This is a genomic window from Novosphingobium nitrogenifigens DSM 19370 (assembly GCF_000192575.1).
Lineage (GTDB): Bacteria > Pseudomonadota > Alphaproteobacteria > Sphingomonadales > Sphingomonadaceae > Novosphingobium > Novosphingobium nitrogenifigens.
The window spans coordinates 1096051-1118628 of the sequence record NZ_GL876926.1 but is presented as its reverse complement, the minus strand read 5'-3'; the positions used below and the strand labels follow the sequence as shown (position 1 = coordinate 1118628).

Sequence of the window (22578 nt, the reverse complement as noted above, 5' to 3'; positions counted from 1 at the left end):
TGTCGATGTTCCCCCTGTGGATGCCGTAACCCGATGCCTTACCGTTTGCGCTCCGTGCTTGCCCTTTCGGCCCTTTCCGCTCTTGTCGGCGGTTGCTCGATGGCTCCGACTTACCATGTGCCGACCAGTGTGACGCCGACGCCGACGTTCAAGGCCGATCCCGGCTGGGCAGTCGCCCAACCGTCGGACGACGCGGCAAAGGGGGCCTGGTGGACGCTGTTCGGCGACGACACGCTCAATGGGCTTGAAGCGCGCGTGCTCGTCACCAACCAGAACCTTGCCTATTATCGTGCCGCCTATGCACAGGCACTGGCAACGGTGCGGGTGGATCGGGCGGCCTTGCTGCCCACCGCCAGCGGCAGCGCCGGGGTGACGCATCAGGATACCTTTGCCAGCGGGTCGAAAGCCGTGAGCACGTTTTCCGTGACCGGAAGTGCGAGCTGGGTTCCCGACCTCTGGGGCAATCTCACCAACACGACCCGCGCCGCCCGGGCTCAGGCCGAGGCCTCTGCCGCAGAACTCGCCAATGCCACGCTTTCGGCGCAGGGCACGCTGGCGTCCGACTATTTTGCCTTGCGCGGGATCGATGCGCAGGCGGTCATGCTCGATGCGACGATCGTTTCTTATCGCCGCTCGCTCGAGGTCACGCGCAACAAGTTTGCCGCCGGGACTGTCAGCAGCGCGGACGTCGACACCGCGCGGACGACGCTCGCCAATGCCGAGGCCAGCCGTCGCGATCTCGATCGCCAACGCGCCGCCTATGAAGCCGCGATCGCGGTGCTTGTGGGCGAAAATCCTTCGACATTCTCTCTGGCGCAGGTGACCTGGCATCCGGTGGTGCCGGACGTGCCGGGGATCGTTCCTTCGGCGGTTCTGGAACGGCGGCCCGACATTGCCAATGCCGAACGCCTTGTCGCGGCGGCCAATGCCAATATCGGCGTGGCGAAGGCCGCGTTCTTCCCGACAGTCACGCTGACGGCTTCGGGCGGATCGCAGTCGAGCACGATCGGATCGTTGTTCGGTGCTTCGACCTCGCTGTGGTCGCTTGGAGCCAGTGCGGCGGAAACGCTGATCGACTGGGGCGCTCGTTCGGCCAAGGTCCGTGGTGCCCGTGCGGCCTATGACGCGTCGGTCGCGACCTATCGCCAGACAGTCCTCAATGCCTTTCAGGAAGTCGAAAGCGACCTGGCTGCTGTCGGCGCATATCGGGCGGAGGACGCCCAATATGCGACGGCGTCCCAATCGGCCGATCGCGCCGAGACGGTGACGCGCAATCAGTATCAGGCCGGTACGGTCGATTTTACGAGCGTCACCCAGGCACAGGCGACGGCCTATACCGCGCGGGTCAATCTCATTTTGAACACCGTCTATCGCCAGACGACCGCTGTCGCGCTGATCCAGGCGATCGGTGGGCAATGGACGGGTTCGGTCGATCTTCACCCCACGCTGCCTGCGCCCCAACCCTCTGTGCGCTGACCCTCACCGCTTTGCGCGGGCGGTGGTTTGGCGCTAGGGGGCGTGAATGATCACCGTTGCTGCGCTCTATCAGTTCACGCCCTTTGTCGATCCCCTTGCGCTGCGAGCGCCTCTTCTGGCCTTGTGCGAGGAGCAGGGGATCAAGGGAACCCTGTTGCTGGCCGGGGAAGGGATCAACGGTACCATCGCGGGCAGCGGGCAGGGCATTGCCGCGGTTCTCGACCACATCCGTGCCTTGCCGGGATGTGCCGAACTCGACGTCAAGTTCTCGACTGCCCCGACCATGCCGTTCGGGCGCATGAAAGTGCGGATGAAGCGCGAAATCGTCACCATGGGCGTTCCGGGCATCGATCCTCTCGCCAGTGTCGGTGCGTATGTCGAGCCGCAGGACTGGAACGCCCTGATCGCCGATCCGGATACGATCGTGATCGACACGCGCAATCATTACGAAGTGGTGGCGGGGACTTTCCGGCGCGCCATTGATCCCCATACCCGCACCTTTCGCGAATTTCCCGAATGGTTCCGCCGCGAACGGGACGCGTTGCTGGGCAAAGGACGCCAGCCGAAAGTGGCGATGTTCTGCACCGGGGGGATCCGCTGCGAAAAATCGACCGCTTTCCTGAAAGGGGAAGGGGTCGACGAGGTCTATCACCTCAAGGGCGGGATCCTGAATTATCTTGAAAAGGTGCCGGCCGAGGACAGCCTGTGGGAAGGCGAATGCTTCGTCTTCGACGAACGGGTCGCGCTGGGGCACGGATTGGCGCAAGGCCATCATGTCGCGTGTGTAGCATGTGGCGCGCCGGTCGGGGAAGCGGATCAGGCTTCGCCGCTTTATCTTCCGGGGACAAGCTGCCCGTTGTGCGCAGACCATCCCGAGGGCTGAACCTGATTGTCAGGATTGACCATCATCGTTCTGAAAAATATGAAAATTTGGCGCGCCCTACAGGATTCGAACCTGTGACCACCAGCTTAGAAGGCAGGTGCTCTATCCAGCTGAGCTAAGGGCGCGCGCGCATTGCGCCATAATCGGCGGCGGGGTTGGTTGCAAATGCTCTTCAAGGATTTGGCACCCTTGTTGGGAAAGCAACCGGGGGCTTCTTTGCAGTGCAGCCCGGATCGGTCATGTCTCGGCCCGATCATGCGGGAGAGACGGGATAATGGGTGTGAACGGATATCGGGCAAGGCATCGTCGGGCGGGCCTGATGGCGGCCGGGATGCTGGCGTTGACGGCACTCGGCGGCGTCGGGATGGGCGGGGCTAACGCGCAAGCGGGTGACGCCGATCCCGGACACGACACGTTCGATGCCTATCGTGGGGACCGTTCCACCGGTTGGCTGGGCCAGACCCGCTCGGAAGTGTTGGCGCGTAACGGCATGGTTGCGACGAGCCAGCCGCTTGCCGCCGAAGCCGGGCTCGAAGTGCTCCATGCCGGAGGCAACGCTTTCGACGCGGCGGTGGCTACGGCGGCGGCTATCAATGTCGTCGAGCCCGAAGCGACCGGCATGGGCGGTGACATGTTCATGATCGCCTGGGTCGCCAAGGAACATCGCTTGGTCGCGCTCGATGCGTCTGGCCGGGCCCCGCTTGCCGCGACCGCCGCGCACTATCGCAAGGCATTCGGCAAGGACATGCCCGAGGAAGGGATCCAGTCGGCAGTGGTCCCGGGGGCCGTCGATGGCTGGGCGACCTTGCTCGACCGATACGGCAAGCTCGGGTTCCGGGAAGTTCTCAATCCCGCGATTCGTCTCGCCGATCAGGGTTTTCCGGTCAGCCAGCGGATCGGCACGGAATGGGCGATGAGCACCGACACGCTTTCGAAAGACAGCGACACCGCCGCGATCTATCTCAACCACGGCAAGGCGTGGGGCTGGGGCGACATCTTCCGCAATCCCGATCTGGCCAAGGCGTTCCGTCTTTTGCAACAGGGCGGACGCGACGCGTTCTACAAGGGGCCGATTGCGCAGGCGATCGTCGCCAAGTCGAAAGCGTCCGGCGGCCTTTTTTCCATGGCTGATTTCGCCGGGATCCATGCGCGCTGGGTCGAGCCGATCAGCACTACCTTCCATGGCTATACCATTCATGAAATGCCGCCGAGCACGCAGGGTTTTGCCGTGCTCGAAATGATGAACATGATCGAGCAGTGCCCGGCGCGGTTGGGATTGGCGCCCGATCGGATCAATCCGAAGTCGGCCGATTTCTGGCATCTGATGGTCGAGGCCAAGAAGATCGCCTATGCCGATTTGCGCAAGTACAACGGCGATCCCGATTTCGCGCCGGTCCCGGTCGCCCGGCTGATTTCCAAGGACTACGCGGCGCAGCAATGCGCGAAGATCGACATGAAAAAGGCTGCGGCGCTCGATCCGTCCGAAGAGCCGCTCGGGGGCACGGCCTATATGACCACGGCAGATGCCGAGGGGAATGTCGTCTCGTTCATCTATTCGATCTACAATTTCTTTGGGTCGGGTGTGACGGTTCCGGGTTATGGCTTTCTGCTCAACGACCGGGCGGCTGCATTCAGCCTGCGTCCCGACAGCCCCAATGTGATCGCGCCGGGCAAGCGGCCGTTCTATACGCTGGTCCCCGGTTTCGTGACGAAGGACGGCAAGCCCTTCCTCTCGTTCGGGGTCATGTACGGCGATCAGCAGGCACAGGGGCAGGCACAGGTTTTGGTCAATATGCTGGCTTTTGGCGCCAATCCCCAAGCGGCGGGCGATGCCGCGCGGTTCGCCCATGCGCAGCGAACCAATCGCCTGCAACTTGAAAGCGGGCTGTTCGATGCGGTCGGTGCCGATCTCAAGGCGCGCGGGCACGATGTCCATTCGGCCAACGGGTTCGACATGGGCGGGTATCAGGCAATCATGATCGATCCGGTGACCGGGGCCTATCGTGGAGCCTCCGACCCGCGCAAGGACGGGCAGGCGATCGGCTATTGAGCGGGATCAGGCGACAGGCGACATGTCGGCGACTTGCCTGCGCAGCCAGTCGATGAAGCGGGCGACGGCCGTGTTCCCCGTGCTGCGAGCCGGAACGACAAGGTAATAGGCGCCGTCTTCGGGGATGACCGGCGGCAGGCCGACGGGACGCAGGCGCCGGTCGGTGACAAGGTCGCCGGTTACCGAAAGCCATCCGAGCATCACGCCCTGACCTGCCATGGCGGCTTGTGTTGCCTGCACGTAATTGTTGAAGCGCAAGTCGCCGCTGCTGCGCTTGCGCGTGAGACCTGCCTTGGCGAGATAGCCGTTCCAGCTGCGCCAGGACGCATCGTCGACATCGACATGGATCAACGGCACCTGATCGAGGCGATCCGGGGCCAGTGATGCGCCGTCCAGGAAATCGGGTGCGGCGACCGGATCGATGCGTTCCTGGAACAGGGGGATGACCTCTCCATCGCGCCAGCGCCCGTGGCCATAGCGGAACATCACGTCGGCATGGGGCGCGTCGGGGGCGGCATCGTGGGGCGTCGTCATTACGCTGACGCCGATGTCGGGGGCCTCGACGCCAAAGGACGACAGGCGCACCATCAGCCAATAGGTCGCAAATCCGATCGAGCATGAAACCCGTAGCGAGCGGTCGCGCTCTGCCTGGAGCCTGCCGATCTGCGCAATCGCATCGGCAATCATGCCGAGCCCGTCACGGGTCGCGATCAGCAGGACTTCGCCTTCCTCAGTGAGGGTGAGCGGGCGGCGATTGCGGTGAAGGAGCGGTGCGCCGATCCATTGTTCGAGATCGCGCAGGGACTTGCTGATCGCGGGTTGCGACACGTTGAGCGTGCGCGCGGCAAGCGACAGGCTGCGATGACGCGCGATCGCTTCGAAAACGGTCAGCAGCCGGAGCGGCGGCAATTGCCGGGACTGGGTCATTGCCGCCGCTTGCGCTTCAGTCGCGATACGAGGGATCGTCGGCGTCGAGGCACGACTTGAGATAGTCGAAATGGGCAAAGGCCATGCCGCGATAGGCGTCCCAGCCGGTTGCAGTGCGTTCGGCCACTGCGTCGGTCATGACGGACAACGGCTTGCCCGTCGCATAGGCCCGGAGCAGCGTTTCGGCCGCCTTTTCGAAGAAATAAAGGTGCTCGAACGCCTCTGCGACGGTCTCGGCAGTCACCGTGACGCCGTGGTTGGCCATGACGAGATGCGGTGCGGTTGCGAGAAGTCCGGCAATGCGAATGCCTTCCTCCTCCTGATCGGCGATGCCCCCGCATTCGAGATCGACTGCGTAACGCCCGAAGAAGCGGGCGGTATTCTGGTCGATCGGCAAGAGACGCGGGTCCGAGAGCGTCGTCAGGGTCGTTGCCGCGATCGGATGGCAATGCAGGATGACCCGGGCTTCGGGTACCCGGCGATGGGCATTGCCGTGGATGCACCAGGCGGAGGCATCGGGGGCGTCGGGGCGTTGCATGACATCGCCGTCGTCTGCATCGAGCGCCTGCAGGTCGCTTGCCCGGACGGTCGCGAAATGCTGCCACTTGCGGTTCATCAGGAACCGGCGGCCATCCGTGCTCAGCGTCGCGCTGAAATGATTGCCGACCGATTCGTGCCACCCGAACCGGGCGGCGAGGCGGAATGCGGCGGCCAGATCGATCCGCAAGGCCGCTTCATCGATGGGCAGGGCCAGGGGAGCAGCGGGGAGGGGGCTTTGCGCATTCATGCCTTGAACCGTCCTTCACCCGAAAGAATGCGCCACATGCTACGCAGTTCGCCGCGGTCGGTATAGGTGCCGCGCAAATGGCGTTCCCCGCTTTCGGCAACAAAGGCGGCGCGGGCATGCACGATCCGGTGATTATCGAACACGATGCATTCCCCGGCGTTCAGGCGAAACCGCATGAGAAAGCGTTCGTCCTGCAGCAGTTTTCCAAAGCGGCAGAAGGCCGGGTAATAGCGGTCGAGAAAGCGCTGATCGTGGTCGAAGACATCGGCCATGTGCTGGCTGATGGTGACGCCGGAAATGTCGCCCTGGTCATCGAGTTCGATCACCCGCTGACGTGCGCGCATGTCATAGCGGTCGTGTTCGTTGTAAAAGGGCACGGTCGTTTCGCACAGCAGGCGGAAATCGTCCGGGTGCGTCCGGCGAAGTTCGGCCGCGACCGCAGCGCCGTCGACGAAGAGGCTTTCCCCGCCTTCGACCGAATTGCGACGGCAATGCAGGAACTGGACGCCAGGCGGCAGGTCTTCGGCCGGGACATCGGTGTGCAGTTCCAGTGCCTTGGCTGTATAGGCCAGATTGTCGGGATCGACGTGGAGGCGAACGTCGAAATAGAGCCCGAAAAAGGTGGGGCGGGGAAATCCGATCAGGCTTGCTGTTTGGGGGAGCGCCTCGTCGCTGTTGGGAACGCCGGTGACGATCGCTATGCCCTCGGTCAGCAAGGCATGGACCCAGCTCTTCAAGGCGGCGCGGTCGGAGCGGATAGCGTCGAACGCAAAGCGCGCCATGGCCGGATAATGATCGGATAACCAATGACGCCGGGGCAGGATGGCCGGATCGTGGCGCGGGCGCGCATCGGCATGGGCGGCAAGCCATGACAAGGCATAGGTCGAGCGGTGGCCGGACCCGGCCCACGTCACATGGAGGGCATTGCCGTCGCACTCGACTTGCGCGGGGTGCGGGGCCTGGGCTTCGGCGAAGATGTCAAAGACCCGCTCGCGTGTTTCCGGATCGAACGAACTTGCGCAATTGTCGCGCAGCCAATGGTAATTGAAATAGGCAAGACGCCCGTCGTCGAGTGTGACGTCGAGGCCATTGTCGTGCAGCACGACGGGATCGAGAAAGAGGCTGGCGGACATCGGGGATTTCCCTGCGGCAAAAGGCGGTTTCTGCCCGTCATGGTATCGGGCGGGAGTGCCTGCTCAAGCCGTGAAAAGATCATCCCGTCATAACCATATGGTTATGAAAGTGCGCCCGAAAAGGTATCTTTGACGGGCGGGCGATCCGGGGTAGCCTTGGCGTCATGAACGATCCCCAGCTTTCCCGATCAACGCTTTCCCGCATCGACGGCACTGCCGGTGCGCGCCGGCATTTCCGCTATTTCGACTACATGATGGCTTCCTTCGTCGGCATTCTGCTGCTGTCGAACCTGATTGGTGCGGCCAAGTTGTCGCGTGTCGGCGGAGTCGAATTCGGGGCGGGGATCCTGTTTTTTCCCGTCTCTTATGTGCTGGGCGACGTCCTGACCGAAGTCTACGGCTACGCCAACGCCCGCCGCTGCGTCTGGATGGGCTTTTTCGCGATGGTGTTCATGGCGGTGATGAGCTTTGTCGTCGTGGCCATGCCTCCGTCGCCGGACTGGGGCTGCGCGTCGAGCGGGGACGCCCTGTTTGCCGAAGTGGTTGGCCGGACTTCCAAGGGGGCGGTCTGCCAGACGACGTATGTCTCGGTCTTTGGCAGCACGTGGCGCATCGTGCTGGCGTCGCTCATTGCGTTTTGGGCGGGTGAATTCGTCAATTCCTTCGTGCTCGCGCGGATGAAGGTGATGACGCAAGGGCGCCATCTGTGGACGCGGACCGTCGGTTCGACCGTGTTCGGGCAGGCGGTCGACAGCGTCCTCTTCTATCCGATCGCGTTCCTGGGCACATGGAGCCATGCGGCCGTGCTGACCGTCATGGTGACCAACTGGGCGATGAAAGTGGGTTGGGAAATCCTGCTCACGCCGTTCACCTATTGGATCGTCGGGTTTCTCAAGCGGCACGAGGGGGTCGATGTCTTCGATACCGACATCGACTTTTCCCCGTTTGCCCAGACCGACGCGGTTTGACGGCGCACGCCCCGACCCATCCGCAGGATCAGTCCGCGATCAGGGCAATGGCAATATAAAGCAGGATCGCCGAGCCGAACCCGGCGAGCGTGCCGATCACGAAGCCGAGGCGTACCAGCATCGGGTCGATGTCGAAATGGGCGGCGATTCCCGCACAGACGCCCATGATCTTGCCATTGGCGCGGTCGAGGCGGAAACGGTTGCTCATGGTCCGATGATCCTTGTCGAAAGCAGGCATGATCAGGCGACGTAGCGGGTGGCGGTCGTGCCGCCGGTGGTTTCGGCCGCAACCGGAACGACAACGGTCGTCGCGATCAGGGAAAAGGACAGCGCAAGCGCGAACGAAAGGATGGAAAGAGTCTTCATGGTTCGGATACCCCTGTTTTGATGCAATGATGGTCGTCCGGCCATTCCGGCGCTCACTTTCGCATCAACTGCCGGATGATTTGCACGGGGTGTGCCAAACTGCGGAAACGCCGGAATTGAGCGCTTTCTTGTGTCTCGGCATCGAGGATGAGCGGGAGTTTTCGCCAAGGATTCGGAAAAATCGCCGATATTTGGTTGGTGCGAATTTGGTTTCGTTCCTGCTGGGCCCTTGCCTTTTGTCCGGGGCTGCACTACATGGCGGTCAATCCCGACATTGTGAAAGCAACGTCAGGCTGGTGTCAGGAGGCACCGGCGCCAAACTGCTTTGGTCGTGTCGGAAGTGCTGCAAGGAGTTCGAATGGCAGATATCGCGCGGATTATCGAGGTTGTGGAGCCTGAGGCGAAAGCGCTGGGCTTTGATCTCGTGCGCGTTGCGCTGTTCGGAAAGACTGAAGTCGGCGACGAAGAGCATACGCTCCAGGTCATGGCCGAGCGGCCCGAAACCGGGCAGCTGCTGATCGAGGATTGCGCCGAGCTTTCACGCCGGATTTCCGACCGGATGGACCAGTTGGAAGAGGCGGGCGAGGATCTTATCGAAGATGCCTATCGTCTCGAAGTCAGTTCTCCGGGAATCGATCGCCCGCTGACCCGGCCCAAGGATTTTGCCGGGTGGGTCGGGCATGAAGCTCGCATCGAGCTCAAGGATCTGATCGATCGTCGCAAGCGCTATCGTGGCGAGCTGGTCGGTTTCGATCCTGCAACGAACACCATTTCGATCGAGGAGGACGCTGTGGTATATGCCGTGCCGTTCGACCTTGTCGCTCATGCCAAGCTCGTCCTGACGGACAAGCTGATTGCCGCTTCCCGCCCGATCGACATGACCGGCGCGGATGACATCGTCGAGGAACAGGAAGACTAAGTCATGGCCAGTGCGATTTCCGCCAACCGCGCCGAGCTTCTCGCGATCGCCAATGCGGTCGCCAGCGAGAAGATGATCGACAAGTCGATCGTCATCGAGGCGATGGAAGAAGCGATCCAGAAGTCGGCGCGCAATCGCTATGGTGCCGAAAACGACATTCGTGCCAAGCTTGACCCGCGTTCGGGCGACCTGCGTCTGTGGCGCGTCGTCGAAGTCGTCGAACACGTCGAGGACTACTTCAAGCAGGTCGATCTCAAGCAGGCTGAAAAGCTGCAGCCCGGCGCCAAGATCGGTGACTTCATCGTCGATCCGCTGCCGCCGGTCGACCTTGGTCGTATCGATGCGCAGTCGGCCAAGCAGGTGATCTTCCAGAAGGTCCGCGACGCCGAGCGCGAGCGTCAGTATGACGAATTCAAGGATCGCGCGGGTGAAATCATCACCGGCGTGATCAAGTCGGTCGAATTCGGCCACGTGATCGTCAATCTCGGCCGCGCGGAAGGCGTCATTCGCCGCGATCAGCAGATCCCGCGCGAAGTGCCTCGTGTCGGTGAGCGCGTGCGTGCGCTGATCCTGCGTGTCGAGCGTACCAACCGCGGTCCGCAGATTTTCCTCAGCCGCGCACACCCCGATTTCATGAAGCGCCTGTTCGCTCAGGAAGTGCCCGAAATCTACGACGGCATCATCGAGATCAAGGCTGCGGCCCGCGATCCCGGCAGCCGCGCCAAGATCGGCGTGATCAGCCGTGACAGCTCGATCGATCCGGTCGGTGCCTGCGTTGGTATGAAGGGCAGCCGCGTTCAGGCCGTCGTTCAGGAGCTGCAGGGCGAAAAGATCGACATCATCCCCTGGAGCGAAGACACCGCGACGTTCGTCGTCAACGCGCTGCAGCCCGCAACGGTCAGCCGCGTCGTCATCGACGAAGAGGAAAGCCGGATCGAAGTCGTCGTTCCTGACGATCAGCTCTCGCTCGCCATCGGACGCCGTGGTCAGAACGTGCGTCTGGCCTCGTCGCTCACCGGCTCTGCCATCGACATCATGACCGAAGCGGAAGCTTCGGAAAAGCGTCAGAAGGAATTCACCGAGCGCTCGAAGACGTTCGAGGAAGAACTCGACGTCGACGAAACTCTCTCGCAGCTGCTGGTTGCCGAAGGGTTCAGCGAACTCGAGGAAGTCGGCTATATCGACATCGCCGAACTGGCGACGATCGAAGGGTTCGACGAAGAACTGGCGACCGAGTTGCAGAACCGCGCACTCGAAGCACTTGAACGTCGCGAGGAAGGTCAGCGTCAGGAGCGTCGCGCTCTTGGTGTGGAAGACGCCCTTGCCGACCTGCCGCACCTGACCGAAGCGATGCTGGTCACACTGGGCAAGGCAGGCATCAAGACGCTCGACGATCTCGCAGACCTTGCGACCGACGAACTCATCGCCCGCAAGCGTGGTGGCGAACAGCGCCGTCGCGGCGGTAATGACCGTCGCGATCGTTCGGAACGCTCCGAAGACAAGGGCGGCGTGCTCGGCGAATACGGCCTGAACGAAGAACAGGGCAACGAGATCATCATGGCGGCCCGCGCGCACTGGTTCGATGACGAACCGGAAGTCGAAGCCGTCGAAGTTGAACCCATTTCCGAGGAGGCCGCCGATGCGGAATCCTCGCAATGAGCCGCTAACCCCCAAAAATAGGGGTTCTTCCCGTGGGCCGATGCGGTCCACGGGTGCCCCGGCCGTGGCAAAACGGACCGCCGGCCGGAGCAACGATGCTTCGGACGGGCCGGAGCGTCGTTGCATTCTGAGCGGGCGGCACGAGTCGCGCGACACGATGATTCGTCTGGCGATCTCGCCGGACGGTGATGTCCTTCCCGATGTGTTGGCGCGTGCGCCGGGACGGGGGGCATGGATCGATGTCAGCCGGGCCGAGCTTGACGAGGCTGTTGCCAAGGGCAAGCTCAAAGGCGCGTTGGCGCGGGCGTTCAAAGGCGCCCCGCTGACTATTCCCACCGATCTTGGCGCGCGGATTGAATCCGCGCTGACAAAGGCGCTGGCCGACCGGCTTGGCGTCGAACTGCGCTCGGGCACGATGGTGCTGGGCACGGAGAAGATCGCGACCGCCGCGCGCAGCGGGGCGGTGGTGTTCCTGGCTCATGCCGCCGATGCGGCGGGCGATGGCGCTTCCAAGCTGGCCCAGGCCTGGCGAGTGGGCGAGATGGCCGAGGGTACAGGACTTAAAGGTATCATCTTGCCGCTGGACCGGGCGGCGCTGTCTGTGGCATTGGGCCGCGACAACGTCGTTCACCTGGCGCTGACCGATGCCGGGGCCGCTACTCGAGTGGCCTCCCTCCTTGGGCGCCTCAAGCATTTCCTCGGGTGCGATACCGCCGATGATGCGGCTGCATCGACTGCAGCCAACGACGCAATTGATACGAAGGGCGAATGAGTTCGATGAGCGATAGCGACAAGAAGCCGACACTGGGCCGCAGGCCGTTGGGTCTGAAGACCTCGGTGGAGGCTGGAGAGGTCAAGCAGACCTTCAGCCACGGTCGCACCAACAAGGTGGTGGTCGAGGTGAAGCGGCGCAAGATCATGCCGCGTCCCGGCGAAACCGCTGCGCCCGAAGCTCCTGCTGCGGCAGTGCCAGAGCGCCCGGTGCAGCAGCAGCGTCCGACTCCGCCCGTCGCGCGTCCGACTCCGCCCCCGCCCCCGCCAGTTTCGCCTTCCGCTTCGCGCGAAACGCGTCAGGAACTGCAGGCTCGCCTGCTGCGCGAGGCCGAAGAGGCTCGTCTTGTCTCGCTTGAGGCAGCGAACCGTCGCGAACAGGAAGAACGCCTGCGTCAGGTCGAAGAGGCCAAGCGTCGCGTCGAGGAACAGCAGCGCCGGGTGGAGCAGGAAGCTGCCGCAGCCATCGTCGAAGTCGAGGTCAGCAAGCCCGTCGAAGCCCCGGTCGCCGCTGAACCTACTCCCGCGCCGGTTGCCGTACCTGCACCTGCACCCGCGGCGGTCGCGCCCGCAGCTCCCGTTGCCGCGCCGGTCACCGCCAAGGCTCCCGAAGCGCCTGCGGCTCGCCCGGCCCAGGCTGCAGCGCCTGCTCCGCGCAAGTTTACGCCGGTCGCTCCGGTCAAGCGTCCCGAGCCGGCCGCAAAGAAGCCTGCTCATGCACCGCGTGACAAGAATGCCAATGACCGTCGTCAGGCGGGCAAGCTGACCGTCACCCGCGCGCTCAACGAGGATGAAGGCGCTCGCGCCCGTTCGCTCGCCGCGCTCAAGCGTGCGCGTGAAAAGGAACGCCGTGCGCAGTTCGCCGGGCAGCAGCACCATCGTGAAAAGCAGGTCCGCGACGTGATCGTGCCCGAGGCGATCACGGTTCAGGATCTGGCCAACCGCATGGCGGAAAAGGCGGCCGACCTCGTCAAGGCGCTGTTCAAGATGGGGATGATGGTCACCATCAACCAGACCATCGACCAGGACACCGCCGAACTGCTGGTCACCGAATTCGGTCACAACATCCAGCGCGTCAATGATAGCGACGTCGACATCGACACCGCTTCCGACGTCGATGCGGATGCGACGCTCAAGCCGCGCGCGCCGGTCGTGACCATCATGGGGCACGTCGACCACGGCAAGACCAGCCTGCTCGACGCGCTGCGCGGAACCGACGTGGTCCGCGGCGAAGCCGGCGGCATCACGCAGCATATTGGTGCGTACCAGATCAAGACCAAGGGCGGTGACTACATCACCTTCCTCGACACGCCGGGCCACGAGGCTTTCACCGAAATGCGCATGCGCGGTGCCAATGTCACCGACATCGTCATTCTGGTGGTTGCTGCCGACGACGGACTCATGCCGCAGACGGTTGAAGCCATCAACCACACCAAGGCTGCCGGTGTGCCGATGATCGTGGCGATCACCAAGTCGGACAAGCCCGAAGCCAATCCGCAGAAGATCCGCGAACGCCTGCTCGAACACGAAGTCATCGTCGAAGAAATGTCGGGCGATGTGCAGGACGTCGAAGTGTCTGCCAAGACCGGCATGGGTCTCGACACGCTGATCGAGAAGATTCTGCTTCAGGCCGAACTGCTCGAACTCAAGGCGAACCCGGACCGCGCCGCCGAGGCGACCGTGATTGAAGCCAAGCTCGACAAGGGCAAGGGACCGCTTGCGACCGTCCTCGTCCGTCGCGGCACGCTCAAGGTCGGCGACATCTTTGTCGTGGGCACCCAGTCGGGCCGCGTTCGCGCCATGCTAGACGACAAGGGTCGTCAGGTGAAGGCAGCAGGTCCCTCGCTTCCGGTCGAAGTGCTCGGGATCGGTGGTGTGCCGATGGCCGGTGACACCCTGACCGTGGTCGAAAACGAAGGCCGCGCTCGCGAAGTTGCCGCCTATCGCCAGGAAAAGGCGACGGCCAAGCGCACGACTTCGGCGCCGACCAGCGTCGACACGATGTTCTCCGCGCTCAAGGCGAAGGAAAACGTCATCGAGTACCCGGTCGTCATCAAGGCGGACGTGCAGGGTTCGACCGAAGCCATCGTCAACGCGCTTACCCGCCTCTCGACCGACGAGATCAAGGTACGTGTGTTGAATTCGGGCGTTGGTGCGATCACCGAAGGCGATGTCACCCTGGCACAGGCAACGGGCGCGCCGATCATCGGCTTCAACGTCCGTCCCAATGCCAAGGCGCGTGAGTTGATCGAGCGCAACAAGGTGCGGCTGAAGTATCACGACGTGATCTATCAGCTGACCGACGAGATCGCCCGCGAAATGGCCGGGGAACTCGGACCGGAACGCATCGAAACCGTTGTCGGTCGCGCCGAGATCAAGGAAATCTTCCCCGCCGGGAAGAAGGACAAGGCCGCCGGTCTGCTCGTGCTCGAAGGTTATATCCGCAAGGGTCTCAACGCACGTCTTACCCGCAACGACGTCATCGTGTCGAAGACCACGATCGCCTCGCTGCGCCGGTTCAAGGACGACGTCGCCGAAGTTCGTGCGGGTCTCGAGTGCGGTGTGGTCCTTCAGGACACCAACGACATCAAGGCGGGCGATACGCTCGAAGTCTTTGAAGTCGAAGAACGCGCACGTACGCTGTAATCCGGCAACGGGGCTGGGGTGACCTGCTCCCTTCCGGTTCACAGGTCGGGCCCGGTGGTTTGTCCGCCGGGCCTGTCGTGTTGTTTGTCGGCTTCCATCTGATCGGGAAACCTTCATTATCATGGCTCGCCAACCCCAGACGCCTGAAACCCGCTCGGTCCGCCTGCTCAAGGTGGGGGAGCAGGTGCGCCACATCCTGTCCGAACTCCTTTCGCGCCAGCAGGTGCACGACGACGTGCTGAGCGCCCATACGGTGTCGGTGACCGAAGTGCGCATGTCGCCCGATTTGCGCCATGCGGCGGTTTTCGTGAAATCGCTGCTGGGTGCCGATGAAGAGATCGTGCTCAAGGCGTTGCGCACCAACACCGCGTTTTTCCAGAAGGAAGTCGCAGGGCGGCTGAAGCTGAAATACGCGGCCAAGATCCGCTTCCTGCCCGATGAGAGCTTTGACGAGGCAAACCGGATCGACGCGTTGTTGGCTGATCCGCGTGTGCTCCGCGACCTGGAAGACGAGCAGGACTGATCGGCTTTTCGCCCGATGGCCAAGCTTCACTTCTACTACGCCAGCATGAATGCGGGCAAATCGACGGCCTTGCTTCAGGCTGATTTCAATTATCGCGAGCGCGGAATGGCGACCATGCTGTGGACGGCGGCGATCGACGATCGTCCGCCGGCCGGTCGCGCAGAGGATCGGGGTGGGCAGGATCGCGGCGCGATCGCTATTTCGAGCCGGATCGGTATCGGCGCGCCCGCGCATCGGTTTTCGGAAACCACCGACCTGTGGGTTTCGATCGCCACCGCGCACGCTCTTGAACCGCTGGCGGCGGTGCTCGTCGATGAGGCGCAGTTCCTCAGTCCGGCGCAAGTCTGGCAACTGGCGCGCCTTGCCGACGAAGCTGGGCTGCCGGTGTTGTGCTATGGTCTGCGGACTGACTTCAGGGGCGCGCTGTTCCCCGGCTCTGCTGTACTGCTGGGCATCGCCGACAGGCTTGTTGAATTGCGGGCGGTCTGCCATTGCGGCGCCAAGGCGACGATGAACATGCGGACCGATGCCGATGGCGTTCCGGTCCGCGAAGGCGCCCAGACCGAAATCGGCGGCAACGACCGCTATCTGGCGCTTTGCCGCCGTCATTTCCGCGAGGCGCTTGGATTATGAGCGATACCGAACTTTACGTGCCGCTGGCCGAAGGTGATCTCGAACTCGTCCTTTTGACCGAAGCCCATCGCGAAGGTCTTCGTGCGGCTTGCGCGCAGGACAGCGATGTCTGGACGGTCTATCCCACCTGCTGGATCGGCGAGCATTTCGATCTCCAGTTCGACAAGCTGCTGACGGCCGCTCCGCACCGGCGTGCCTATGCGATCTGCCGTGGCGGCGAGGTCGTCGGGATGACCGCGTGGATCGACCAGGGGCAACCGGGCTGGTCGATCGAGATCGGCAACAGCTTCATCGCGCCGTCGCTGCGCGGCACCGGGTTCAATCGCCGGGTCAAGCAGTTGATGATCGATCACGCCTTTGCCTGCGGGCTGGAACGCGTGGGCTTCAAGGTGGACATGCTCAATGAACGCAGCCGTGCCGCTGTCGCCAAGCTCGGCGCGGTGGAGGAAGGCGTCCTTCGTCATGAGCGCAAGACCTGGACCGGGCGCGTGCGGGATACTGTCTCGTTCAGCATCCTGAGCGGTGAGTGGAAGGCGGCGCAAGGCGCATGAATTCCGCACTTTACGATGCGGCGACGATCATCTTGCCGATGATCTTCGCCATCGTGTTCCACGAAGTCGCGCATGGCCTGATGGCCCGTCGGCTCGGGGACCCGACCGCGTCGGTGATGGGGCGATTGAGCCTCAATCCCCTGCGTCATGTCGATCTCTTCGGCACGATCATCCTGCCCGGCGCCCTGCATCTGGCGGGATTGCCGGTCTTTGGATGGGCAAAGCCCGTTCCGGTCGATTACAACCGCCTGCGCAATCCCAAGCGTGACATGGCCTTTGTCGGCGCGGCAGGTCCGGCGACCAATTTCATCCTCGCCACGGTGAGCGCGATTGCGATCGGCCTGATTGCACGGGGGCTGTCGGGGCAGAGCCACATCGCGCCGGCCTTGGCCTTCGTGCTCGATAATCTTCAGAATTTCATTCTTATCAATGTATTCCTCGGGGTTTTTAACCTCCTTCCACTACCGCCTTTCGATGGCTCGCGGATCCTTCGCGGCATCTTGCCCTGGCCTCTGGCACGCTGGCTCGACCGGATCGAGCCTTACGGCATTCTGGTGTTCCTCACCCTGTTCGTCATTCTTCCGCAAGTGGTGCCTTCGCTCCATGTCGTCGACAATCTGATCGGTCCGCCGTCCAGCTGGATGCTCGCGCACCTCGGCCGTCTCGCTGCGGCCGTTGCCGGTGCGCCGATGACTGCCGCAAACGGAGGCTGATCCGATGGTCGATGGCTGGATCATTCTCGACAAGCCGCTGGGGCTTGGCTCGACCCAAGGTGTGGCGGCGGTCAAGCGCGTGCTGCGCCAGTGCGGGTACGGCAAGGTCAAGGTGGGGCACGGCGGCACGCTCGACCCCCTGGCGACGGGCGTTCTGCCCATCGCCATCGGCGAGGCGACCAAACTTGCCGGGCGCATGCTTGACGCCACCAAGACCTACGCGTTCACGGTCCGCTTCGGGCGACAGACCGACACGCTCGACCTTGAAGGAAAAGTCATTGCGACCAGCGACGTGCAGCCGACGCCCGGAGCGGTAGCGGCGGTCGTCGCGGAACGCTTCACCGGCCCCATCGAACAGGTCCCTCCGGCCTATTCGGCGATCCTGATCGACGGGCGGCGTGCCTATGATCGGGCGCGGGAGGGTGAAGAGGTCGAGATGAAGTCGCGGCAGGTCACGATCCTCCGCTGGGACGCGATCGAAGAAGGCGAGGAAGGGGGCGAATGCTTCGCCACGTTGACCGTGACGGTGTCGAAAGGGACCTATATCCGCAGCCTTGCGCGGGACATCGCACTGGCATTGGGAACGCGGGGCCACGTCACCATGTTGCGCCGCCTGAAAGCCGGTCCCTTTGGCATCGCTCAGGCGATTTCACTGGACAAATTGAACGAAACGGCTAATGGCGGCGACCTTGTGAACGTCATCTTGCCGCTGGAGGCAGGGCTGGTCGATATCCCGGCTCTTGACCTCAATCCCGAGCAGGCAAGGGCGGTCCGTCAGGGCCGCGTTCTTTCGGGGTTGCCCCAAACCGATGGGCTTTGGCTGGCGCGCTCGGGCACTGTGCCTGTCGCCTTGGTCGAACTTTCGGGCGGAACCATGAAGGTTTCGCGGGGTTTCAATCTTCCTGATGTCGCGGAGTGAAGAGAATGTCGGTTACCGCTGAAAAGAAGCAGGCCATTATCGTCGACAACGCCCGTGTGGCAGGTGACACCGGTTCGCCGGAAGTCCAGGTCGCGATCCTGACCGAACGCATCATCAACCTCACCGAACACTTCAAGTCCCATCACAAGGACAACCACTCGCGTCGCGGCCTGCTCCAGCTGGTCAACAAGCGTCGCAGCCTGCTCGACTACCTCAAGAAGAAGGACGTCGACCGTTACAACGCTCTGATCCAGAAGCTGGGTCTGCGTAAGTAAGCAGGCAGAAAGCGGCCCCATGTGGGCCGCTTTTTGTATCGGCCAAAGGCCTGTGCCCATTGGGGGGCTGCGGGCTTGGCCGAATGACTTTTGGGGGGTTTGACCGCAATCCGGCGGCGGCCCTTGGGGCGAAAAAAGCCTCGCACCGGACCGGGACGGTACCCCGGCAGTAAATCCCGTGCGGCAATAGGGCCGTGTGGGCTGAAGGAAACGCAATGTTCGACGTCAAGACCGTATCGCTGGAGTGGGGCGGAAAGACCCTCACTCTGGAAACCGGCCGTATCGCTCGCCAGGCTGACGGCGCGGTTCTCGCCACTTATGGCGAAACCGTGGTCCTCTGTGCGGTGACTGCCGCCAAGTCGGTGAAGGAAGGGCAGGACTTCTTCCCGCTGACCGTCCACTATCAGGAAAAGTTTTCGGCCGCCGGGCGCATCCCGGGTGGCTTCTTCAAGCGTGAACGCGGCGCCACCGAAAAGGAAACGCTGGTCTCGCGCCTGATCGACCGCCCCGTGCGGCCGCTGTTCCCTGAAGGTTTCTACAACGAAATCAACGTCATCGCTCAGGTCATGAGCTATGACGGCGAAACCGAACCCGATATCGTCGCGATGATCGCCGCTTCGGCTGCGCTGACCATCTCGGGCGTGCCGTTCCTCGGCCCTATCGGTGCGGCTCGCGTCGGCTTCAAGGACGGCGAATACCAGCTGAACCCGAACATGGCGCAAGTGGCTGAAGGTCGTCTCGACCTCGTCGTCGCTGCGACCGACACCGCGGTGATGATGGTCGAGTCCGAGGCCAAGGAACTGACCGAAGACGAAATGCTCGGCGCGGTCATGTTCGCTCACGCCGAAAGCCGCAAGGTCATCGGCGCGATCATCGAACTCGCCGAAAAGGCGGCGAAGGATCCGTGGGAAGTCGATCTCACTGACAACACCGCCGACATCAAGGCGAAGCTCAAGAGCATCGTGGGTGACGACATCGCGGCAGCTTACAAGCTGACCAACAAGTCGGAACGCGCCAACGCCCTCAACGCTGCACGCGACAAGGCCAAGGCTGCTTTCTCGGAAGAAAGCCCGCAGACCCAGATGGTCGCGATCAAGACCTTGAAGAAGGTCGAATCCGACATCGTCCGCACCGCCATCCTGAAGGATGGCCAGCGCATCGATGGTCGTACCGTCACGCAGGTTCGCCCGATCGAATCGATCGTCGGTTTCCTGCCGCGCACCCACGGTTCGGCGCTGTTCACGCGCGGTGAAACGCAGACCATCTGCACCACCACGCTCGGCACCAAGGACGCCGAGCAGATGATCGACGGCCTCGACGGCCTGACCTATCAGCGCTTCATGCTGCACTACAACTTCCCGCCCTATTCGGTCGGCGAAGTGGGTCGCTTCGGTGCGCCGGGTCGCCGTGAAATCGGTCACGGCAAGCTGGCATGGCGTGCGCTCAACCCCGTGCTGCCGAGCAAGGAAGACTTCCCCTACACCATCCGCGTTCTCTCGGACGTGACCGAATCGAACGGTTCGTCGTCGATGGCGACCGTGTGCGGCGGCTGCCTCTCGCTGATGGATGCGGGCGTTCCGATCCTGCGCCCCGTTTCGGGGATCGCCATGGGTCTGATCCTCGAAGGCGACGACTTCACTGTGCTGTCCGACATCCTGGGTGACGAAGATCACCTCGGCGACATGGACTTCAAGGTGGCCGGGACCAGCGAAGGCATCACCAGCCTGCAGATGGACATCAAGGTCGCGGGCATCACCGAGGAAATCTTCCGCACGGCTCTGGCTCAGGCCAAGGGCGGTCGCGCTCATATCCTCGGCGAAATGACCCGCGCTCTGGGCGAAGTCCGCACCGAACTGTCGGCCCATGCTCCGCGCATCGAAACGATCTCGATCGACAAGTCGAAGATCCGCGAAGTCATCGGTACCGGCGGCAAGGTGATCCGCGAGATCGTCGCCACCACCGGCGCGAAGGTCGACATCGACGACGAAGGCGTGATCAAGATCAGTTCGGCCGACGTTGCCCAGATCGAAGCTGCCAAGAAGTGGATTCTCGGCATCGTCGAGGAACCGGAAGTCGGCAAGGTCTACAACGGCAAGGTCGTCAACATCGTCGACTTCGGCGCTTTCGTGAACTTCATGGGCGGTCGTGACGGTCTCGTCCACGTCTCGGAAATGAAGAACGAGCGCGTGGAAAAGCCGACCGACGTCGTGAAGGAAGGCCAGGAAGTCAAGGTCAAGGTCCTCGAGATCGACAACCGCGGCAAGGTTCGCCTGTCGATGCGTCTGGTCGATCAGGAAACCGGTGCCGAGATCGAAGACACCCGCGCTCCGCGTGAGCCGCGCGAGCCCCGTGGGGATCGCGGTGGCGACCGTCGTGGCCCCAAGCCCGGCGACAAGGGTGATCGTGGTCCGCGCCGCAACGACCGTGGTCCGCGTCGTGAACGCTCGGACCGTGACGAAGGTCCGGCTCCCGATCACATGCCGGCCTTCCTCAAGTCGGACGACTGAGGCAGCGGCACTCACTCTTGCAGTGAGAGCATAAAAAGGAGGGGGCGGAGTGATCCGCCCCCTTTTTTTGCGTTCGGGTCGATGGTGGGCCTGATGTTCGGGGGAATGGGATGCGGGGAGAGGCCGCTCAGGCCGCTTCGCGTAGAGGCCTGGGGGCGGTTCGCCCGGCGATGACGATGCAGTTGCGGCCTGCATTCTTGGCTGCGTAGAGGGCATCGTCGGCGGCCTTGAGAGCCGCGCTGCGCGATTTGCAGGCAAAGACGTCGGCAATGCCGCCCGAGAACGTCACGCGTCCCAGCGGCATGTCGTTGACGCGATTGACGAGGCGTTTGTCCGCGAGTTCGGCGCGGGCGGCATCAAGCTTGGCCCAGGCTTCATCCACGCTGACGCCGCGCAGGAGCACGGCGAATTCCTCGCCGCCATGGCGGGCGACATGGCATTTGGCGAGACTGATCCGCCCGAGAACGTCGGCGACATAGCGGATCACCCTGTCGCCGGCGGGGTGGCCATGGACGTCGTTGATCCGCTTGAAATGATCAATGTCGCAGAACGCGACGCACAGCCCTTCACCGGCAAGCCGGGCCTCGCGCATTTCGCGTTCGAACATGCCGTCAAAGGCACGGCGATTGGGCAGGCCGGTCAGATGGTCGTGATTGGCGAGGCGCCGGGCTTCTTCGAGGCGCTGTTGCAGCCTGTCGATGCGCGCTTCGCTGGCGGCCAATTCACCTTCGACGGACCGGGTGTGATCGAGCATGCGGCGCGTGAGCGTGGTCAGGCGGGCGACGAGGTCGTCGCTTGCCTTCGCCTCTTGAAGATCGGCGACGTGTCCTTCGAGGGCCGCCGAATAGCTTCCGGCGGCATCGCGCGCTCCGGCCATGGTCTTGCCGACGTCGGCAAGCGTCAGTTCAAGTTTCCCGACCAGTTCGGCCATGGCTTCGGCCGTCGCATCGCGGGAATGGGTTGCGCTGGCCTCTTCGAGCCAGGCCAGCGTGACCGGTAGTCCCTTTTCGGTGCGTTCCAGAATGCGCTGGGTCAGGCGGGGATTGCCGCCCGTGACGCATTCGTAACCTACGGTCAGGGTGAAGGGCAGGATTTCGAGATCGTGGTCGATCAGGAAATCTGAGACTTGCGAGAGCAGGCGGCGCTTGGCCGGGAGCAAGTCGTAGCGCCCTTCGTTATCAGACGAGCGGGACGGTTGGGCCTGTGTCGACGGATGCTCGGGATTGCCGAGCCCGAGCCAGCGGCGCCAGCCTGACTGGCGAGGCGCTTCTGGCAGGGGTTCTTCGTTCCGGTCGTACTCAGTCATGTTCTCAAGGACGCCGCTTGCGCAGAGAACTTAACCAATCGGCGCCGCCAGTTACCGCATTCGTCATGCTGCACCGCGGCGCCGGAGTTCATTCAACGTACGCGCGGCCCGCCGAACGGCATCGGCGGGGGAGGGCGGCGATGTCCACGTGGCAACTGGGCCTGATAGGCGCGGCCGCAATGTTCGACGCAATAAGGGAACCCGGGGTTCACCTTTTCACCACAGAAATGGAAGTCGGGCTCACCCGGGTGCCCCACCGGCCAGCGGCAGATGCGGTCGTTAAGGTCGAGCAGGCTCGTCTTGTCGGCGATTTCCGGGCTGGGACGTGCGGGAACCAGGCGACGCGGCGGAGCGGGCGGGATCGGTGCCTGCTGTTCGCCGGGGCCCTGACGCAGGAACCCGCCGGGGCCGACCGACACGATGCGCGGTTGTGGCGCAGGTGCGGGCTCGGACGCCGCTGCGCTGGCCTGCGGGGCCGATGTGGTAGGGGGCGGGGCTGCCGGTGCGACAGGCTTGGGCGCCGGAGCGGCTGCGACCGGAGCGGCAGGCGGCGGCGGTGCTGCGGG

At 63.3% G+C, this 22578-nt stretch carries 22 protein-coding genes and 1 tRNA gene; 15 read left to right on the top strand and 8 right to left on the bottom strand.

What is annotated here, in order from left to right; genetic code table 11:
- Positions 1–33 precede the first annotated feature (33 nt).
- Entirely contained in the window at positions 34–1476 is a 1443-nt protein-coding gene (locus Y88_RS05355) for an efflux transporter outer membrane subunit (RefSeq protein ID WP_018075957.1), read from the top strand.
- Positions 1477–1522: 46 nt separating this feature from the next.
- Positions 1523–2359 (top strand): oxygen-dependent tRNA uridine(34) hydroxylase TrhO, encoded by an 837-nt coding sequence (trhO, locus tag Y88_RS05350; protein ID WP_008066977.1) that lies wholly within the window; start codon positions 1523–1525, stop codon positions 2357–2359.
- A gap of 48 nt (positions 2360–2407) precedes the next feature.
- Here trhO and Y88_RS05345 read toward each other — a convergent pair.
- Positions 2408–2484: transfer RNA gene (locus Y88_RS05345), tRNA-Arg, on the bottom strand.
- A gap of 155 nt (positions 2485–2639) precedes the next feature.
- Here Y88_RS05345 and ggt point away from each other — a divergent pair.
- Positions 2640–4409, top strand: coding sequence for a gamma-glutamyltransferase (ggt, locus tag Y88_RS05340; RefSeq protein WP_157132585.1), 1770 nt, complete (start codon positions 2640–2642; stop codon positions 4407–4409).
- Positions 4410–4415: 6 nt separating this feature from the next.
- Here the strand turns inward: ggt and Y88_RS05335 are convergent, their stop codons facing one another.
- Genes Y88_RS05335 through Y88_RS05325 form a run of 3 tightly spaced genes read right to left on the bottom strand, consistent with a single transcriptional unit; the run spans position 4416 to position 7256 of the window.
- A complete protein-coding gene (locus Y88_RS05335; protein WP_008066973.1) occupies positions 4416–5336 on the bottom strand; it encodes a LysR substrate-binding domain-containing protein in 921 nt (306 codons plus the stop codon).
- 16 nt (positions 5337–5352) lie between these two features.
- Positions 5353–6123 carry a class II aldolase/adducin family protein gene (locus Y88_RS05330; RefSeq protein ID WP_008066972.1) on the bottom strand — a complete coding sequence of 257 codons (771 nt, stop codon included), beginning with the start codon at positions 6121–6123 and terminating at the stop codon, positions 5353–5355.
- Positions 6120–7256 (bottom strand): TauD/TfdA family dioxygenase, encoded by a 1137-nt coding sequence (locus Y88_RS05325; RefSeq protein WP_008066971.1) that lies wholly within the window; start codon positions 7254–7256, stop codon positions 6120–6122. The genes Y88_RS05330 and Y88_RS05325 overlap by 4 nt, the downstream gene beginning before the upstream one ends.
- 164 nt (positions 7257–7420) lie before the next feature.
- Here Y88_RS05325 and Y88_RS05320 point away from each other — a divergent pair, with 164 nt between their 5' ends.
- Positions 7421–8224 (top strand): queuosine precursor transporter, encoded by an 804-nt coding sequence (locus Y88_RS05320; protein ID WP_008066967.1) that lies wholly within the window; start codon positions 7421–7423, stop codon positions 8222–8224.
- Between the two features lie 28 nt (positions 8225–8252).
- On the opposite strand, the gene Y88_RS05315 is transcribed toward Y88_RS05320, so the two are convergent.
- Together Y88_RS05315 and Y88_RS19705 are read right to left on the bottom strand one after the other, a co-directional pair.
- Positions 8253–8432 carry a PspC domain-containing protein gene (locus Y88_RS05315; protein ID WP_018075959.1) on the bottom strand — a complete coding sequence of 60 codons (180 nt, stop codon included), beginning with the start codon at positions 8430–8432 and terminating at the stop codon, positions 8253–8255.
- Between the two features lie 32 nt (positions 8433–8464).
- Positions 8465–8590: a hypothetical protein gene (locus tag Y88_RS19705; protein ID WP_008066964.1), complete on the bottom strand. Its 126-nt coding sequence runs from the start codon at positions 8588–8590 to the stop codon at positions 8465–8467.
- A 358-nt stretch (positions 8591–8948) separates the two neighbouring features.
- Between Y88_RS19705 and rimP the strand changes: the two genes are divergently transcribed.
- The 11 genes from rimP to pnp all read left to right on the top strand — a co-directional run bounded on the left by rimP (position 8949) and on the right by pnp (position 20706).
- A complete protein-coding gene (gene rimP / locus Y88_RS05310; RefSeq protein WP_018075960.1) occupies positions 8949–9509 on the top strand; it encodes a ribosome maturation protein RimP in 561 nt (186 codons plus the stop codon).
- A gap of 3 nt (positions 9510–9512) precedes the next feature.
- The gene (nusA, locus tag Y88_RS05305) at positions 9513–11168 is read left to right on the top strand and encodes a transcription termination factor NusA (RefSeq protein WP_008066960.1); all 1656 of its coding nucleotides are present in this window, start codon (positions 9513–9515) and stop codon (positions 11166–11168) included.
- 40 nt (positions 11169–11208) lie between these two features.
- On the top strand, positions 11209–11940 hold the full coding sequence (locus tag Y88_RS05300; RefSeq protein ID WP_018075961.1) for a DUF448 domain-containing protein: 732 nt from the start codon (positions 11209–11211) through the stop codon (positions 11938–11940).
- A 5-nt stretch (positions 11941–11945) separates the two neighbouring features.
- Entirely contained in the window at positions 11946–14585 is a 2640-nt protein-coding gene (gene infB, locus Y88_RS05295) for a translation initiation factor IF-2 (protein ID WP_026167021.1), read from the top strand.
- Between the two features lie 121 nt (positions 14586–14706).
- A complete protein-coding gene (rbfA, locus tag Y88_RS05290; RefSeq protein ID WP_008066953.1) occupies positions 14707–15108 on the top strand; it encodes a 30S ribosome-binding factor RbfA in 402 nt (133 codons plus the stop codon).
- Positions 15109–15123: 15 nt separating this feature from the next.
- Positions 15124–15741 (top strand): thymidine kinase, encoded by a 618-nt coding sequence (locus tag Y88_RS05285; RefSeq protein ID WP_008066950.1) that lies wholly within the window; start codon positions 15124–15126, stop codon positions 15739–15741.
- A complete protein-coding gene (locus Y88_RS05280; RefSeq protein ID WP_008066949.1) occupies positions 15738–16292 on the top strand; it encodes a GNAT family N-acetyltransferase in 555 nt (184 codons plus the stop codon). The genes Y88_RS05285 and Y88_RS05280 overlap by 4 nt, the downstream gene beginning before the upstream one ends.
- Entirely contained in the window at positions 16289–17005 is a 717-nt protein-coding gene (locus tag Y88_RS05275; RefSeq protein WP_008066946.1) for a site-2 protease family protein, read from the top strand. The genes Y88_RS05280 and Y88_RS05275 overlap by 4 nt, the downstream gene beginning before the upstream one ends.
- A 4-nt stretch (positions 17006–17009) precedes the next feature.
- Positions 17010–17924 carry a tRNA pseudouridine(55) synthase TruB gene (truB, locus tag Y88_RS05270; protein WP_008066943.1) on the top strand — a complete coding sequence of 305 codons (915 nt, stop codon included), beginning with the start codon at positions 17010–17012 and terminating at the stop codon, positions 17922–17924.
- 5 nt (positions 17925–17929) lie between these two features.
- Positions 17930–18199 (top strand): 30S ribosomal protein S15, encoded by a 270-nt coding sequence (gene rpsO / locus Y88_RS05265; RefSeq protein WP_008066941.1) that lies wholly within the window; start codon positions 17930–17932, stop codon positions 18197–18199.
- Between the two features lie 215 nt (positions 18200–18414).
- Entirely contained in the window at positions 18415–20706 is a 2292-nt protein-coding gene (gene pnp, locus Y88_RS05260) for a polyribonucleotide nucleotidyltransferase (RefSeq protein ID WP_008066937.1), read from the top strand.
- A 127-nt stretch (positions 20707–20833) separates the two neighbouring features.
- Here the strand turns inward: pnp and Y88_RS05255 are convergent, their stop codons facing one another.
- Together Y88_RS05255 and Y88_RS05250 are read right to left on the bottom strand one after the other, a co-directional pair.
- The gene (locus Y88_RS05255; RefSeq protein ID WP_008066936.1) at positions 20834–22012 is read right to left on the bottom strand and encodes a GGDEF domain-containing protein; all 1179 of its coding nucleotides are present in this window, start codon (positions 22010–22012) and stop codon (positions 20834–20836) included.
- A gap of 92 nt (positions 22013–22104) precedes the next feature.
- Positions 22105–22578: GcrA family cell cycle regulator (locus Y88_RS05250; protein WP_232280924.1), on the bottom strand; the 474-nt coding region annotated here is incomplete at its 5' end.

Coding starts and splice junctions, on each gene's coding strand:
- Y88_RS05280 (WP_008066949.1), top strand. CDS start 15,738: ATGAGCGATACCGAACTTTACGTGCCGCTGGCCGAAGGTGATCTCGAA.
- trhO (WP_008066977.1), top strand. CDS start 1,523: ATGATCACCGTTGCTGCGCTCTATCAGTTCACGCCCTTTGTCGATCCC.
- Y88_RS05330 (WP_008066972.1), bottom strand. CDS start 6,123: ATGAATGCGCAAAGCCCCCTCCCCGCTGCTCCCCTGGCCCTGCCCATC.
- nusA (WP_008066960.1), top strand. CDS start 9,513: ATGGCCAGTGCGATTTCCGCCAACCGCGCCGAGCTTCTCGCGATCGCC.
- Y88_RS05300 (WP_018075961.1), top strand. CDS start 11,209: ATGCGGTCCACGGGTGCCCCGGCCGTGGCAAAACGGACCGCCGGCCGG.
- Y88_RS05275 (WP_008066946.1), top strand. CDS start 16,289: ATGAATTCCGCACTTTACGATGCGGCGACGATCATCTTGCCGATGATC.
- Y88_RS05315 (WP_018075959.1), bottom strand. CDS start 8,432: ATGAGCAACCGTTTCCGCCTCGACCGCGCCAATGGCAAGATCATGGGC.
- Y88_RS05285 (WP_008066950.1), top strand. CDS start 15,124: ATGGCCAAGCTTCACTTCTACTACGCCAGCATGAATGCGGGCAAATCG.
- infB (WP_026167021.1), top strand. CDS start 11,946: ATGAGCGATAGCGACAAGAAGCCGACACTGGGCCGCAGGCCGTTGGGT.
- Y88_RS05335 (WP_008066973.1), bottom strand. CDS start 5,336: ATGACCCAGTCCCGGCAATTGCCGCCGCTCCGGCTGCTGACCGTTTTC.
- pnp (WP_008066937.1), top strand. CDS start 18,415: ATGTTCGACGTCAAGACCGTATCGCTGGAGTGGGGCGGAAAGACCCTC.
- rimP (WP_018075960.1), top strand. CDS start 8,949: ATGGCAGATATCGCGCGGATTATCGAGGTTGTGGAGCCTGAGGCGAAA.
- truB (WP_008066943.1), top strand. CDS start 17,010: ATGGTCGATGGCTGGATCATTCTCGACAAGCCGCTGGGGCTTGGCTCG.
- rbfA (WP_008066953.1), top strand. CDS start 14,707: ATGGCTCGCCAACCCCAGACGCCTGAAACCCGCTCGGTCCGCCTGCTC.
- Y88_RS05255 (WP_008066936.1), bottom strand. CDS start 22,012: ATGACTGAGTACGACCGGAACGAAGAACCCCTGCCAGAAGCGCCTCGC.
- Y88_RS05320 (WP_008066967.1), top strand. CDS start 7,421: ATGAACGATCCCCAGCTTTCCCGATCAACGCTTTCCCGCATCGACGGC.
- Y88_RS19705 (WP_008066964.1), bottom strand. CDS start 8,590: ATGAAGACTCTTTCCATCCTTTCGTTCGCGCTTGCGCTGTCCTTTTCC.
- rpsO (WP_008066941.1), top strand. CDS start 17,930: ATGTCGGTTACCGCTGAAAAGAAGCAGGCCATTATCGTCGACAACGCC.
- Y88_RS05325 (WP_008066971.1), bottom strand. CDS start 7,256: ATGTCCGCCAGCCTCTTTCTCGATCCCGTCGTGCTGCACGACAATGGC.
- Y88_RS05355 (WP_018075957.1), top strand. CDS start 34: ATGCCTTACCGTTTGCGCTCCGTGCTTGCCCTTTCGGCCCTTTCCGCT.